The 13,551-nt window shown below is 67.7% G+C and carries 16 protein-coding genes and 2 tRNA genes; 13 read left to right on the top strand and 5 right to left on the bottom strand.

Going from position 1 to position 13,551, the window contains the following annotated elements; genetic code table 11:
• Positions 1–129: 129 nt before the first annotated feature.
• Together AB0I34_RS35600 and AB0I34_RS35595 are read right to left on the bottom strand one after the other, a co-directional pair.
• The gene (locus AB0I34_RS35600) at positions 130–789 is read right to left on the bottom strand and encodes a 2'-5' RNA ligase family protein (RefSeq protein ID WP_360453935.1); all 660 of its coding nucleotides are present in this window, start codon (positions 787–789) and stop codon (positions 130–132) included.
• Position 790: 1 nt separating this feature from the next.
• On the bottom strand, positions 791–1,579 hold the full coding sequence (locus tag AB0I34_RS35595; protein ID WP_360453932.1) for a GntR family transcriptional regulator: 789 nt from the start codon (positions 1,577–1,579) through the stop codon (positions 791–793).
• 102 nt (positions 1,580–1,681) lie between these two features.
• Here AB0I34_RS35595 and AB0I34_RS35590 point away from each other — a divergent pair, with 102 nt between their 5' ends.
• A complete protein-coding gene (locus AB0I34_RS35590) occupies positions 1,682–2,092 on the top strand; it encodes a plasmid replication, integration and excision activator (protein ID WP_360453929.1) in 411 nt (136 codons plus the stop codon).
• Between the two features lie 393 nt (positions 2,093–2,485).
• Here AB0I34_RS35590 and AB0I34_RS35585 read toward each other — a convergent pair whose 3' ends face one another.
• Positions 2,486–2,821 (bottom strand): hypothetical protein, encoded by a 336-nt coding sequence (locus AB0I34_RS35585; protein WP_360453926.1) that lies wholly within the window; start codon positions 2,819–2,821, stop codon positions 2,486–2,488.
• A 461-nt stretch (positions 2,822–3,282) separates the two neighbouring features.
• On the opposite strand from AB0I34_RS35585, the gene AB0I34_RS35580 reads away from it, so the two are divergent.
• From AB0I34_RS35580 to AB0I34_RS35555, 6 genes are read left to right on the top strand one after another with little or no spacing between them, the layout of a single operon-like run.
• The gene (locus AB0I34_RS35580) at positions 3,283–3,585 is read left to right on the top strand and encodes a hypothetical protein (RefSeq protein WP_360453923.1); all 303 of its coding nucleotides are present in this window, start codon (positions 3,283–3,285) and stop codon (positions 3,583–3,585) included.
• Positions 3,582–3,971, top strand: coding sequence for a WhiB family transcriptional regulator (locus tag AB0I34_RS35575; RefSeq protein WP_360453920.1), 390 nt, complete (start codon positions 3,582–3,584; stop codon positions 3,969–3,971). The genes AB0I34_RS35580 and AB0I34_RS35575 overlap by 4 nt, the downstream gene beginning before the upstream one ends.
• Entirely contained in the window at positions 3,968–4,168 is a 201-nt protein-coding gene (locus AB0I34_RS35570) for a hypothetical protein (RefSeq protein WP_360453917.1), read from the top strand. The genes AB0I34_RS35575 and AB0I34_RS35570 overlap by 4 nt, the downstream gene beginning before the upstream one ends.
• Positions 4,165–5,733 (top strand): replication initiator, encoded by a 1,569-nt coding sequence (locus tag AB0I34_RS35565; protein WP_360453914.1) that lies wholly within the window; start codon positions 4,165–4,167, stop codon positions 5,731–5,733. Before AB0I34_RS35570 ends, AB0I34_RS35565 begins: the two co-directional genes overlap by 4 nt.
• A gap of 15 nt (positions 5,734–5,748) precedes the next feature.
• On the top strand, positions 5,749–5,946 hold the full coding sequence (locus tag AB0I34_RS35560; protein WP_360453911.1) for an excisionase family DNA-binding protein: 198 nt from the start codon (positions 5,749–5,751) through the stop codon (positions 5,944–5,946).
• On the top strand, positions 5,946–7,109 hold the full coding sequence (locus AB0I34_RS35555) for a site-specific integrase (protein ID WP_360453908.1): 1,164 nt from the start codon (positions 5,946–5,948) through the stop codon (positions 7,107–7,109). The genes AB0I34_RS35560 and AB0I34_RS35555 overlap by 1 nt, the downstream gene beginning before the upstream one ends.
• Before the next feature lie 94 nt (positions 7,110–7,203).
• Here the strand turns inward: AB0I34_RS35555 and AB0I34_RS35550 are convergent.
• Positions 7,204–7,274 (bottom strand) — tRNA-Gly (locus AB0I34_RS35550).
• 130 nt (positions 7,275–7,404) lie between these two features.
• On the opposite strand from AB0I34_RS35550, the gene AB0I34_RS35545 reads away from it, so the two are divergent.
• From AB0I34_RS35545 to clpX, 6 genes are all read left to right on the top strand, one after another.
• A tRNA-Pro gene (locus AB0I34_RS35545) sits at positions 7,405–7,477 on the top strand.
• Between the two features lie 77 nt (positions 7,478–7,554).
• A complete protein-coding gene (gene tig, locus AB0I34_RS35540; protein WP_360453905.1) occupies positions 7,555–8,958 on the top strand; it encodes a trigger factor in 1,404 nt (467 codons plus the stop codon).
• Between the two features lie 94 nt (positions 8,959–9,052).
• Complete coding sequence (locus AB0I34_RS35535) at positions 9,053–9,196, top strand: hypothetical protein (RefSeq protein ID WP_360453902.1); 144 nt, start codon at positions 9,053–9,055, stop codon at positions 9,194–9,196.
• Positions 9,197–9,373: 177 nt separating this feature from the next.
• A complete protein-coding gene (locus AB0I34_RS35530; RefSeq protein ID WP_131349683.1) occupies positions 9,374–9,997 on the top strand; it encodes an ATP-dependent Clp protease proteolytic subunit in 624 nt (207 codons plus the stop codon).
• Between the two features lie 29 nt (positions 9,998–10,026).
• Entirely contained in the window at positions 10,027–10,638 is a 612-nt protein-coding gene (locus AB0I34_RS35525; RefSeq protein ID WP_360453898.1) for an ATP-dependent Clp protease proteolytic subunit, read from the top strand.
• A 227-nt stretch (positions 10,639–10,865) separates the two neighbouring features.
• Entirely contained in the window at positions 10,866–12,161 is a 1,296-nt protein-coding gene (gene clpX / locus AB0I34_RS35520; RefSeq protein ID WP_360370783.1) for an ATP-dependent Clp protease ATP-binding subunit ClpX, read from the top strand.
• Between the two features lie 79 nt (positions 12,162–12,240).
• Here clpX and AB0I34_RS35515 read toward each other — a convergent pair whose 3' ends face one another.
• Positions 12,241–13,548, bottom strand: coding sequence for a glutamate-1-semialdehyde 2,1-aminomutase (locus AB0I34_RS35515; RefSeq protein ID WP_360453895.1), 1,308 nt, complete (start codon positions 13,546–13,548; stop codon positions 12,241–12,243).
• Positions 13,549–13,551 lie beyond the last annotated feature (3 nt).

Here is a 13,551-nt window from a genome sequence, read left to right as displayed (position 1 = left end):
CTTGAGGTACTCTTTGTACTCGTTCGGATCCCAGTGGTTGCCGACCCAGCGCCGCCCGCAGCCGGGGCCGCGCGCCGAAGGCGCGCCCTTGATCCATAAGAGCCAAACTCGGCAGAGAGACCGGGGGAGCTAGGCGGAGTGGCCGAGCGGCACAGCCTCGACGGTCTGCCACTCGTACATGCGGTTGTCGCGGTGCATCTCGATGAGGGACACGGCGTTGATGGTCAGGTCGCCCGGGTCGGCTGTGACGCGGTTGATCGCGTCGAGTGTGGTGACGGCGGGCTGTGGGGTGCTGACGTACGCCAGGCTGATGTGGGGCTGATAGCCGTCCGCGCTGTCGGGTACCGCGTCCGGGCCGAACACATCCGCGATCGCAGCTCGCACGGTGTACCGGATCTCCTGGACCGGGGCGAACGGGTCCGGTGGGAGGGCGATTGCCTCGGGGCGGATGACCGGGCGTTGGAAGCGGACTTTGAGCGGCTCTAGCTCGCCGAGCCGGGAGCGCGCGGCCTCCAGGAGGGCGTCGACCTGCTCTGTCGACACGTCCTCAACGAACCCGACGCCTTGCATGGTCAGGTGCAGCCAGCGCTGCGGGATCATGTCGAGGCCCGGCACGGTCGACAGCTCGGCCTGGTATCTGGCCGCCAGCCGGTGAAGTGGGGCCGCGTCCTCGAAGACGTTGATGTGCCAGGCGTAGAACCGAGTGCCGACTCCCCAGCCCGGACGCCACCACCAGTGGTCGGTGAGCTGGTCGGCGTGCTTGTGGGTCCAGTCGGGCGCAGAGGTCATGTCAGATGTCCGATCGCGCTTCGGGGGCTTGGCCGTGCTCCGGGATCTCGTACTCGTCGATGAACATCACGCGATCGGCCGGCCAAATCGACTCGGAGATCTCAAGGACGTTGCCCTCGGCAGCTCGCGCCGTGTGCGTCACGTGCAGGACGGGAGCGCCGGGAGCCAGATTGAAGATGTCGGCCTCACCGGCGGTGGGCAGGCGGGAAACCCAGGCGTCGCGGGCGTGGGTGTACTGCTGTCCGCTGAGGTCCTCCATGCACAGAAACAGCGCCTTCGGGACGACGGTCGGCTGTTCGAGGAAGGTGCCTCCGGCGATGTCGACCGGGAGGTAGCTCGCGCCGATCTCTTCGAGCTGGCCGGTCGTCTTGTCGTGTAGATGCCGACGCCGGACGACAACCTCGGTTCCCGACTCGATCTCCATCGCCTCGGTCACGTACGGCGGTGCCGGTTCGCGCCCGGCAAACACGATCCGATGCTCGAAGTCGGCACTGAGTAGCTGCTGGTCGTCCCGGGCTCGGCCGTAGCGGTTGCGCGAGCGGCGCTGTCGTCGCCGGGCTTCCTTCACGAACGTCCCGATGCCATGCCGGGACTCGATCAGGCCCTCAGCTCGGAGGATGCCGATCGCCTGTCGAAGCGTGGGGAGTGCTACGCCGAACCGGCTGGTGAGCGCTGTCTCGGCGGGGAGCTGCTTGCCCGGCTCCAGTTCGCCGGACTGGATCTCCGCGCGGAGCGTGTCTGCGATGCGGTGGTACTTCGGGCCGCGCCCGGCAGCCATTGGAACGGTCATTTGAAGCAACTCCTATAGAGGTCTTGACGACCAGAGTAATCGCGGAGTACCCTCGGTGTCTCATCCAGTCCTATAGAGGACCTGAAGACAGTAGGAGCAATCATGGCGATGCCGCGCAAGATCAACATCCAGTTCGGCGAGGTCTTCCCGCACGGCGTGTATGCCGTCTCGGAGGTCACGCAGGTTCGCGACTTCGACCGGTCGACGAAGGACCGCCCGGTGTACTCGGTCGACGAGGACTCGGGCCTGAACGTCTGGTCGGTCGATGTGATGGACGGTGACCCGGAGGCGCGCAAGGCCGACCGGCAGCTCTCGATCAAGATCCTCGCGAAGCAGCAGCCGGTGTTGCCGCCGTCGAATGGTCTGCCGTTCACGCCGGTGGAGTTCGAGGGCATGACGGCGACGCCGTACGTGTCGGACTCCAACGGTCGTCCGCGTCTGGCGTGGTCGTTCCGGGCGATGGCGGTCCGGGCTCCGAAGAACGCTTCCGGCGCGAACAAGCCTGCGGCGTAGGGCGGGTGATGAGTCGTGTTCAGCATCAGGGGGACCGAGGTCAAGGAAGGTCCGCTGCGGTTCCGGACTCCGGCCGTCGCGATCCGTCTGCGGTGGTGGCTGGTCTGGGTGCTGGTGTCGTGGCTGGTGCGGCTTCCGGTCGTGCTGGTCCGGCATCCCCGCAGCACCGGGACCGTGCTGGCTGGTCTGCTGGCGTGGAAGACCTGGACGGTCTACGGACCTTGGCGGATCGCTGCGTGTGTGGCTGCCGTGGTCCTGCTCGGGGTCGTCTGGCGGTGGCGCTGGCCGGAGTCGTTCGCACAGCGGATCGTCTGGCGGGCGCGTGGTTGGTGGCGGCGGCTGGCGGTGTATCGGGGCCTGTGGCAAGCAACGATGACGACGCTGAAGCTCACGTCAAAGCTCAACGAAGCGCGGTACGTGCCTCAGATCGTCAAGGTTCGTTCGACCGGCCGCGTTGACCTGGTCACGGTTCGGCTGCTGCCGGGGCAGGTTCTGACCGACTATGCCGAGGTCGCGGAGCGGCTGGCGCAGACCTTCGGTGCGATGGACTGCCGGGTCAGGTCGCACAAGCGCAACCGGCGTCAGATCGTGTTGTGGTTCCTGGTCGACGACCCGCTGACCAAGATGGTCGCGCCGATTGCGCCGGCCGATTCGGTCGACTTCAAGGCGCTCGCCGTGGCTTTGCGCGAGGACGGCCTGATGTACCGGCTCCGCCTGCTCGGGACTCACCTGCTGATCGCGGGCGCGACCGGTGCCGGTAAGGGCTCGGTGTTGTGGTCGATCATCGCCGCGCTCGGTCCCGGCATCCGCTCGGGCCTGGTCCAGGTGTGGGCGCTGGACCCGAAAGGCGGGATGGAGCTGGCGGCCGGTCGCCGGTTGTTCGCGAAGTTCTGCTACGGCGGTGACGACACGGTCGGCTGGGAGTCGGCGTTCGCTGACGTGCTCGATGGGGCGGTCGAGAGGATGCGTGCCCGTCAGGCGACGATGCGCGGGTTCTCCCGGCTCCACAAGCCGACCACCGAGGAGCCGTTCATCGTCCTGGTTGTCGACGAGATGGCCTCGCTGACCGCGTACGTGACCGATCGGGATCTCAAGCGCCGGATTGCCGCCGCGTTGTCGCTGCTGCTGTCGCAGGGCCGCGCGGCCGGTGTGACCGGGTCGGCGCGTTGCAGGACCCGCGCAAGGAGGTCTTGCCGTTCCGGGATCTGTTCCCGACTCGTCTTGCGCTCCGGCTGGCTGAGGCGGCTCAGGTTGGTCTGGTGCTCGCCGAGGGTGCCCGGGCTCGCGGTGCCCGCTGTGACGAGATCCCCGAATCCCTGCCGGGTGTCGGGTATGTCGGGATCGATGGTGAGGCCGAGCCGGTGCGGGTCCGGTTCCCGTTCCACTCCGACGAAGACGTTACCGCCCTGGTCGACCTGTACGCGCCGACCGATGCCGCAGGCAAGGACCGTGAACCGTCGACGCTGCGGCCGGTCGAGGAGGTGGCGGCATGATCCGCCCGCAGGTCCCCGGCCAACTCGAACTCGTCTTCGAGGTCCCCGAGCTGACCAACGAGCTACGCGCCGAACTGGCCGCACGCGTCCTGCCTGGCTGGGCTTCGATGGGTGCCTGCCGGTCGGTGGCCGACGACACCTGGTTCCCCGAACTCGAAGACACGACCTCCAAGGCTGTCGCGCTCGATCGGTGCGGGTTCTGCCCGGTCCGCCGCTCCTGCCTGGCCCACGCCCTGTCGACGGGGGAGGAGTACGGCGTCTGGGGCGGCACGACCGAGCTGCAACGTGACGTGCTGGTCCGGGACCTGGTCGACGGTGCCCCGGTGGTCGACGCGCTCGACGGCGCAACGCTGCTCCCGGAGTTCTTGTGGAGGCAGGCGTCATGACCGTGCGGCTCCGGGTCTCCGGCGACCCCGACGAGATCGAGGTCATGCTCAAGGTCCTGGGCGTGGTGTTCGACTTCACCGGCTCCGGTCGCGTCTTTCCCAACCACGGTTCTGCGGGTGTCCGCGTCTACCTCACGGCGCGGATCCCGTGGGCCGGTGAACGAGACCAGCCACGCCGAGGAGATGGTCCCCAATGATGTCCACGCTTGGCCAGGTCGCGCCCGACGTGCTGCACGACCTGGCGGTCCGCAACGGCGTCTGCGTCCGCCCGGTGCTGTCCCGGATGACCGACACCACCACTGGTGAGCAGACCGTCGTCCCGATCCCGTGCGGCTCCACCCAGGCACGCCAGTGCCCGCCGTGTGCCGACCGGGCTCGCAAGCTCCGGATGCAGCAGTGCCGCGAGGGCTGGCACCGCGACGACGAACTCCCCACCGACGACACCGACCCTGCCGCTGACGACCTCTCCGCGGAGCACCTTGACGACGCCGACGATGACGACCAGGTCGACGACGACGAACCTGCCCGTCGTGTCCGCTCGACCCGGCGCCGCCAGGACGCTCCCGACCTGCCGAGGGTCCCGATGGACAACCGCACGGTGGGTACGGCGTTCACCGCTCCGAACGGGCGCACCTACCGGCCGTCGATGTTCCTCACCCTCACGCTCCCGTCCTACGGCCGCGTCGGCTCCGACGGCACACCGCTCGACCCCGAGACGTACGACTACCACCGCGCCGCGATGGACGCGCTGCACTTTCCCAAGCTGGTCGACCGGTTCTGGCAGAACCTGCGCCGCTGCGCCGGGTACAAGGTCCAGTACTTCGCCACCGTCGAAGCACAACGCCGCCTCGCCCCACACCTGCACGCCGCCGTCCGGGGCGTCATCCCTCGCCAGACCGTCAAGGACGTTGCTGCCGCTACCTATCACCAGCTCTGGTGGCCGCAATGCGACCGGCCGGTGTACGTCGGCGACGACGTGCCCCGGTGGGATGAGATGGCCGGCGGATTTGTCGACCCGGTCAGTGGCTCGATGCTGCCGACCTGGGATGAGGCGCTGGACGCGATCGGCGACGACCCAGCCGCCCAACCGGCACACGTGGTCAAGCTCGGCCGCCAGGTCGACTACCAAGGCATCATCGCCTCGGCCGAGGACCAGGTCGGCAAAGCAATCGGCTACCTGACCAAGTACCTGTCCAAGTCCATCGCCGACACCTACGGCGACGACGACGAGATCACCACCCGCCAGGCGATCCACCTCGACCGGCTGCACCGCGAGGTCCGCTGGCTGCCCTGCTCCCCGACCTGCTCGAACTGGCTCCGCTTCGGCGTCCAACCCAAAGGAGCCGAAGCAGGCATGCGACCCGGCTGGTGCCCCTCCAAGGCCCACGACCGCCACCACCTCGGGCTCGGTGGCCGCCGCGTCCTCGTGTCGCGCCAGTGGACCGGCAAAACCCTCGCAAACCACAAAGCCGACCGCGCCGAGGTCGTCCGCCAGACCCTCGCCGCTGCCGGTGTCGACATGCCCGACACCGACCGATACGCCGCCACCGCCCAGCTCGAGGACGGCTCGCCCCGCTTCATCTGGCAACCCGTCGACCGGAACAACGACGACGACCTACCCACCTGGCACGGCGTACTCACCCGAGGCATCGGCGAACGCATCCGCTGGCGAACCGAATACGAGCAAGCCAAACAACGCGCCCACCCACCACCGCCCGACACCCGTTCGGCAACCGACACCGCCGCTGACCCTGCGGCATGACCTGGGGAGACACGGATGGAACGGCTGCTGACAGTCGAAGAGGCCGCGCCGTACCTCGGTGCGAGATCGGAACGCCTCGCGCGACGGTTGATCGCGCAGCGCCGCATCCGGTTCGTCCGGGTCGGTCGGAACGTTCGGATTCCTGAGTCGGCAATCACCGAGTACGTCAAGGCGAACACGGTTGAGCCGATCGCGCGGGGGAGGGCCGCCTAGTGGCGAACAAGCCCGGCAAACGCCAGTTCGGCCACGTCCGCGTACTGAAGTCCGGGCGGATTCAGGCGAGCTACCTCGGGCCGGACGGCATCCGGCGTTTCGCTCCGAACACATTCCCTGACGAGACGTCGGCGGGCGTGTGGCTGACTCTGCGACAAGCGGACCTCATCCGGGGCGAGTGGAACGATCCCGACCTCGGACGCATCCTGTTCGGCAACTACGCCGAGAGCTGGATCGAAGAGCACGAGCTGAGTCCTCGGACGCGGGAGCTGTACCGGGCGCTGCTCAGGCTGCACATCGATCCGTTCCTCGGCCGGAAGGAACTCGGCAAGATCGGTCCCGAGACCGTACGCAAGTGGCGAAAGGATCTTCAGGATGGTGGCCGTTCGGCAGATGCCGTCGCGAAGTCCTACCGGCTGGTGCGGGCGATCATGACGACGGCGGTCGACGACGAGCGGATCAAACGCAACCCGTGTCGGATCAAGGGTGCGGACACGGCTGCCCGAGCTGAGCGGCCGGTTGCGACGGTCAAGCAGGTGTACGCCCTTGCCGACGCCATCGGTCCGCGCTTCCGCGTGTTCATCCTCGCTGCGGCCTTCACCGGTCTGCGGTGGGGCGAGCTGATCGCGCTTCGCCGGGTGGATGTCGACCTGGACGACGCGAGCATCCGCGTGGAACGGAGCATGGCAGAGCTGTCCGGTGGCAAGCTCGTGGTGAAGCCACCGAAGTCGGACGCCGGTATCCGAACGGTCCCGATCCCGGCTGTGCTGGTCGACGAGATGCGGACTCACCTCCGTGAGCACGTCGGGGCGCCTGCCGACAGCCTCGTTTTCACGGGGTCACGTGGCGGCACGCCTAAGCGGGGGAGCTGGCGTTCCACCGTCAAGTGGACGGCGAAGGTCCGGGAAGCTGGTCTGCCTGCCGGATTCCACTTCCATGACCTACGTCACACCGGTAATCACCTGGCCTCGAAGAGTGGCGCTTCGACCAGGGAGCTGATGCACAGGATGGGGCACGGATCGATGCGGGCGGCGCTGATCTACCAGCACAAGACCGATGAGCGGGCTCGGGAGATTGCGGTTCGGCTGAACGAGGTGGTCGCTCGCGAGGCCAAGCGGGATGACGACGATGGGGCGGCCGGGGTGCTGGTGCCGACGACCTAATCGCTGGCTAATCGCACGCGGCCCGATCCGGCCTGGACGTGAGAGAAGGCCCCTAGCCACCGAATCCCTGTGGCTGGGGGCCTTCTGTCGTTCGAGCGGGTGACGAGAATCGAACTCGCGTAGCCAGTTTGGAAGACTGGGGCTCTACCATTGAGCTACACCCGCGGTGCTCGGACATGATTCCACATACCCTGGGGTGGACTCAAAACGCCACGGGTGGGGCCCTGATCGGCATGGTCGGTCGGGGTGGTGGCGCGAGCACTGGTTCGGGTCGACTAGACTCGTCCGGTCACTGCGGGGCGTAGCGTAGTGGCTAGCGCGCCTGCTTTGGGAGCAGGAGACCGCAGGTTCGAGTCCTGTCGCCCCGACAAACCCCCTGCAGCACCGCTGCAGCGCGGGCTGTCGCCCACGCTGTGAACGTCATCGATCAAGGAGAACCGCCACCGTGAAGAGCACCGTCGAGTCCTTGAGCCCGACCAAGGTCAAGCTCATCGTCGAGGTGCCGTTCGAGGAACTCAAGCAGAGCCTCGACGCGGCGTACCAGAGCATCGCCTCGCAGATCACCGTCCCGGGGTTCCGCAAGGGCAAGGTCCCGCCGCAGGTGATCGACCAGCGGGTCGGCCGCGGGCCGGTGCTCGAGGAGGCGATCAACGACGCGCTGCCGAAGCTGTACTCGCAGGCGGTGAGCGACAACCAGGTGAAGGCGATCGGCCGGCCCGAGGTCGACGTGACCGAGTTCAACGACAAGGAGAGCCTGCAGTTCTCCGCCGAGGTCGAGGTACGCCCGGAGATCACGCTGCCGGACCTGGAGGGCCTGGAGGCGGAGGTCGAGGACATCGCCGTCTCCGACGACGACGTGACCGAGCAGATCGAGGCGCTGCGGCAGCGGTTCGGCTCGCTGAACCCGGTCGAGCGCGCGGTCCAGGACAACGACTTCATCACCCTCGACCTGTCCGCCAGCAAGGACGGCGAGAAGGTCGAGGAGGCGCAGGCGACCGGCCTGTCCTACCAGGTCGGCAGCGGCCAGCTGCTGGACGGCCTGGACGAGGCGGTCGTCGGGCTGAACGCCGGTGAGAGCAAGACCTTCGTCACCCAGCTGGTCGGCGGCTCGCTGAAGGGCGAGGACGTCGACGTCGAGGTGACCGTGACCGCGGTCAAGGAGCAGGAGCTGCCGGAGTTCGACGACGAGTTCGCGCAGACCGCGTCGGAGTTCGACACCGCCGACGAGCTGAAGGCGGACGTGCAGGGCCGACTGGAGCGCGGCAAGCGGCTGGAGCAGGCCGGCGAGGCGCGCGACGCCGTACTGGAGAAGATCCTGACCCTGGTCGAGGTGCCGGTGCCCGAGGGCCTGCTGACCGACGAACTGGCCGCCCGGAAGGAGAACCTGGAGCAGCAGCTCGGGTACTCCGGGATGACGTTCGAGCAGTTCCTGGAGGGCGAGGAGCAGACCCAGGACGAGTTCGACGAGGACCTGAAAAAGCGCTCCGAGGACGCGATCAAGGCGCAGTTCGTGCTCGACCTGGTGGCCGAGCAGCAGGAGCTGAGCGTCAACGACCAGGAGCTGACCGAGCACATCGTGCGGCACGCGCAGCGCTCCGGCGTCAGCCCGGACCAGTTCGCCCAGCACGCGGTCGAGAACAACCTGGTGCCGAGCCTGGTCTCCGAGGTCGTCCGCGGCAAGGCGCTGGCCCACCTGGTGGAGAACGCCAAGGTGACCGACGCCTCCGGCAACGTGGTCGAGCTGAAGACCCTGCAGCCGGACGGCAGCTTCGCCGACCCGGACGCGGAGCAGGCGGCCGACGCGGCCCCGGCGGAGGAGACTCCGGCCGAGGAGCCCGCGAAGGCCTGACCAGCAGTACGCCGAACGGCCCGGAACCCACTGTGGTTCCGGGCCGTTCGCCGTTGAAAGGGAACTGAAAGGCGGCCGCCCTAGCGTTGGCGCCATGACCTGTTCCCTCGACGAACCACGCGTGCCGGTGCAGGACCAGCCGGCCGCCCGGGTCGAAGTACCTGCTGAGAACGCCGGAACTCCCCGGGAACGAGTTCCCGCCGACGCTTCCGGCGCGGTCGCAGTCTGCGGCTGGTGACTTCGGGCCAATCGGGGCGAACGGTGTTCACCGGAGACCGCAGCCGCCTGTGTACGGCGCCGCGAACCTCGCAGGCGGCTGCTTCCGGAATTCGCTCACGGCAGACACGGTGCGCCGTAAGCGAACACCTGTGGCCCAGCCTTAGGTCTGTCGCCGCCGCCCAGTAATGTCGGCTTCGTGAACGAGACATTTGCAGCCAGCCCCACCGCCGCGGGCGGCAACGGATCCGGCGGACTCGACGACCACATCTACCAGCGCCTGCTGCAGAACCGGATCATCTTCCTGGGGTCCGAGGTTCGCGACGACAACGCGAACGCGATCTGCGCGCAGATGCTGCTCCTCAACGCCGAGGACCCCAACAAGGACATCTGGCTGTACATCAACTCGCCGGGCGGTTCGGTTGACTCCGGCATGGCGATCTACGACACCATGCAGTGGATCTCGAACGACGTGGCGACGGTCGGGATGGGCCTGGCCGCCTCGATGGGCCAGTTCCTGCTCTGCGCCGGTGCGAAGGACAAGCGCTTCGCCCTGCCGCACGCGCGGATCATGATGCACCAGCCGTCGGGCGGCATGGGTGGTACGGCGTCGGACATCAAGATCCAGGCCGAGCAGTCGCTGCACATCAAGGCGCAGCTGTTCAAGCTGATCGCCGAGCACACCGGCCAGCCGCTCGAGCAGGTCGAGAACGACGCCGACCGGGACCGCTGGTTCACCGCCGACGCGGCAAAGGACTACGGCTTCATCGACCACGTGGTCGCCAGCGCCGCGCAGCTCACCTCCGGCAGCCCGAACTCCTGATCTCCCACTCCGTCAGTTAAGGACGCACCATGAACTACTTCATCCCGCAGTGGGAGGAGCGCACGTCGTACGGCATGCGCCGGATCGACCCCTACACGAAGCTGTTCGAGGACCGCATCATCTTCCTCGGTACGCCGATCACCGACGAGATCGCGAACGCCGTGATGGCGCAGCTGCTGTGCCTGCAGTCGATGGACTCCGACCGCGACATCAGCATCTACATCAACTCCCCGGGCGGCTCGTTCACCGCGCTGACCGCGATCTACGACACCGTCCGCTACATCAAGCCGGACGTCCAGACGGTGTGCCTGGGCCAGGCCGCCTCGGCCGCCGCCGTACTCCTCGCGGCCGGTACGCCGGGCAAGCGGCTGGCGCTGCCGAACAGCCGGATCATCATCCACCAGCCGGCCACCGAGGGCACCTACGGGCAGTCCAGCGACATCGAGATCCAGGCGAACGAGATCCTCCGGCTGCGCGCGCTGCTGGAGAAGATGATCGCCGACGCCAGCGGCAAGTCGCTGGAGGAGGTCTCGCGTGACATCGAGCGGGACAAGTTCCTGACCGCTCAGCAGGCAATCGAGTACGGCCTGATCGACGACGTGCTTGAGACCCTCAAGACCCCGGTTCCGGCCGGCGTCTGAGCGTCTCAGTCAGGTCTGACCCGGTTCGACGGTGCTGACACGAGGGCTGTCAAGAGCGGAGCGCGTTCGCCAGCGGCGTAGTCACAACGCGGCGGCGGGCGCGGCTTTTCGGCCATCGGCGCGGTACCGTCGAATCGGGATCCGGGGCGCCACACGGCACCCGGTCCGACTGGCCTCTACGCCCCCTTGGCCCACGGTTCGACTGCTCAGAGAAGGGATCTGTCCCGGTGGCACGCATAGGTGACGGCGGCGATCTGCTGAAATGCTCTTTCTGCGGGAAGAGTCAGAAGCAGGTCAAGAAGCTCATCGCCGGTCCCGGCGTCTACATCTGCGACGAATGCATCGATCTCTGCAACGAGATCATCGAGGAGGAGCTGAACGAGGGCTCCGAGGTCGGACTCACCGAGCTGCCCAAGCCGCGCGAGATCTACGACTTCCTCAACGCGTACGTCGTCGGACAGGACGTGGCCAAGAAGGCACTCGCGGTGGCGGTCTACAACCACTACAAGCGGGTCCGTGACGGTCAAGGCAGCTCGAGCGCCGGCCGGCACGCCAAGGACGAAGCGGTCGAGCTGGCCAAGTCCAACATCCTGCTGATCGGCCCGACCGGCTGCGGCAAGACGTACCTCGCCCAGACGCTGGCCCGGATGCTGAACGTTCCGTTCGCGATCGCCGACGCCACCGCCCTGACCGAGGCCGGGTACGTCGGTGAGGACGTCGAGAACATCCTGCTCAAGCTGATCCAGGCGGCCGACTACGACGTCAAGAAGGCCGAGACCGGGATCATCTACATCGACGAGGTCGACAAGATCGCCCGCAAGAGCGAGAACCCGTCGATCACCCGCGATGTCTCCGGCGAGGGTGTGCAGCAGGCGCTGCTGAAGATCCTGGAAGGTACGACGGCCTCGGTGCCGCCGCAGGGTGGCCGCAAGCACCCGCACCAGGAGTTCATCCAGATCGACACCACCAACGTGCTGTTCATCGTCGGCGGCGCGTTCGCCGGCCTCGACCACATGGTGGAGCAGCGGGTCGGCAAGAAGACGCTCGGCTTCAACACCTCGCGCGAGCCGGAGAAGCCGAAGGAGCTCGGCGGGTACGCCGACGTGATGCCGGAGGATCTGCTCAAGTTCGGTCTGATCCCCGAGTTCATCGGCCGGCTCCCGGTGATCACCACGGTGTCCCCGCTGGACCGCGATGCGCTGATCAAGATCCTGTCCGAGCCGAAGAACGCGCTGGTCAAGCAGTACCGGCGGCTGTTCGAGATCGACAACGTCGAGCTGGAGTTCAGCGACGACGCGGTCGAGGCGATCGCCGATCAGGCGCTGCTGCGCGGCACCGGCGCCCGCGGCCTGCGGGCGATCATGGAAGAGGTCCTCCTCAACGTGATGTACGAGGTGCCCAGCCGCGAGGACGTCGCCAAGGTCGTCGTCACCGGCGAGGTCGTACTGGAGAACGTGAACCCCACGCTGATCCCGCGCGACCAGATCGAGCGCAAGCGCGAGCGCCGCGAGAAGACCGCGTAAAAGCAAGTCTCGAAACGGAGGCCGGGAGTCCGCAGTACGGCGGACTACCGGCCTCCTTCTCGTGAGCTGCCGACAGGCCCTACAACGAGGCCAGCACGTCGTCCGCTGCTCGGATGGTCTCGTCGATCTGGTCGTCGGTGTGCTCGGTGGACAGGAACCACAGGCCGCGGGGGACGATGTTGATCCCAGCCGCGTACAGCCCGGCGTGGAACCTGGCCATCGCCGGCCGGTCGCAGGCCGCGAACGACCGGTAGTCGGTCACCGCGGCCTGGTCGGTCAGGTAGGTCTGGAACACCGGACCGGGCCCGTCGACGAGCATCGGCACGCCATGCCGCTGGGCCGAGTCCCGCAGGCCGGCCATCAACCGCTGGCCCGCGGCGGCCAGCGGCGGGTAGACGATGTCGCGGTGCTCGTCGAGATGGCGCAGTACTGCGTCTGCCGCGGCCATCGCGACCGGGTGCGAGTTGAAGGTGCCGGCATGGGCCACTGTCCCGATGGCGATCGAGCCCATCACCTCGCGGGTTCCGACCAGCGCCGAGACCTGCATGCCACCGGCCATCGCCTTGCCGAAGGCGGACAGGTCGGGAACGACGCCGAGCAACTCCTGGGCACCGCCGGGAGCGACGCGGAAGCCGGAGATGATCTCGTCGAAGATCAGCAGGGCGCCGTGCTGACGGGTGAGCTCCCGGAGTCCCGAGAGGTAGCCGGGCTGCGGGGTGATGCAGCCGGTGTTGCAGAGCAGCGGCTCGAGAATGACCGCGGCGATCTGGTCGCCGGACTCCGCGAAGACTTCTTCGACAGCGGGCAGATCGTTGTACGGCAGGACGATCAGGTCTTCCGCGCCGTTGCGAGGCTGGCCCGCCGTACCGCCGACGGCCGCCGGGTGTTGTGCGTCGCCGGCCAGGGCGAGGTCGGGGTGGACGCTGTAGAGGACGGGGTCGAGCCAACCGTGGTAGTTGCCCTCGAACTTCACGATCTTCGGTCGGCCGGTGTGGCCGCGGGCCAGCCGGATCGCACCGTGCACTGCCTCGGAGCCGACGCTGTTGAAGCGCACCAGCTCCGCGGACGGGACCATCGAGCACAGGCGCTCGGCGACGACCGCTTCCAGCTCGTGCTGAGCGGCGTACGCGACGCCGCGGCTGACCTGGGCGGAGACCGCCTCGGCCACCAGCGGCGACGCGTGGCCGAGCAGGTTGGGGCCTTGCCCGAGCACGTAGTCGACATACCGGTTGCCGTCCACGTCCCAGAGCTCTGCGCCGCGAGCGTGGTCGACGAACAGCGGCTGGTCGGCACGCCGGGCGTCGCTGGACACGCCGCCGGCGATGACCTGGCGGGCACGCTCGTACAGGCGCTCGGTGCGTTCGTAGCCTCGGGCAACGGTCTGCACAAC

This window comes from Kribbella sp. NPDC050281 (assembly GCF_040655855.1).
GTDB lineage: Bacteria > Actinomycetota > Actinomycetes > Propionibacteriales > Kribbellaceae > Kribbella.
This window is presented reverse-complemented; position numbering and strand designations above follow the sequence as displayed.

Excerpts from the sequence above, each read along its gene's own strand:
- AB0I34_RS35565 (WP_360453914.1), top strand. The coding sequence starts at position 4,165 with ATGATGTCCACGCTTGGCCAGGTCGCGCCCGACGTGCTGCACGACCTG.
- AB0I34_RS35570 (WP_360453917.1), top strand. The coding sequence starts at position 3,968 with ATGACCGTGCGGCTCCGGGTCTCCGGCGACCCCGACGAGATCGAGGTC.
- AB0I34_RS35595 (WP_360453932.1), bottom strand. The coding sequence starts at position 1,579 with ATGACCGTTCCAATGGCTGCCGGGCGCGGCCCGAAGTACCACCGCATC.
- AB0I34_RS35590 (WP_360453929.1), top strand. The coding sequence starts at position 1,682 with ATGGCGATGCCGCGCAAGATCAACATCCAGTTCGGCGAGGTCTTCCCG.
- AB0I34_RS35560 (WP_360453911.1), top strand. The coding sequence starts at position 5,749 with ATGGAACGGCTGCTGACAGTCGAAGAGGCCGCGCCGTACCTCGGTGCG.
- AB0I34_RS35535 (WP_360453902.1), top strand. The coding sequence starts at position 9,053 with ATGACCTGTTCCCTCGACGAACCACGCGTGCCGGTGCAGGACCAGCCG.
- AB0I34_RS35525 (WP_360453898.1), top strand. The coding sequence starts at position 10,027 with ATGAACTACTTCATCCCGCAGTGGGAGGAGCGCACGTCGTACGGCATG.
- AB0I34_RS35575 (WP_360453920.1), top strand. The coding sequence starts at position 3,582 with ATGATCCGCCCGCAGGTCCCCGGCCAACTCGAACTCGTCTTCGAGGTC.
- AB0I34_RS35600 (WP_360453935.1), bottom strand. The coding sequence starts at position 789 with ATGACCTCTGCGCCCGACTGGACCCACAAGCACGCCGACCAGCTCACC.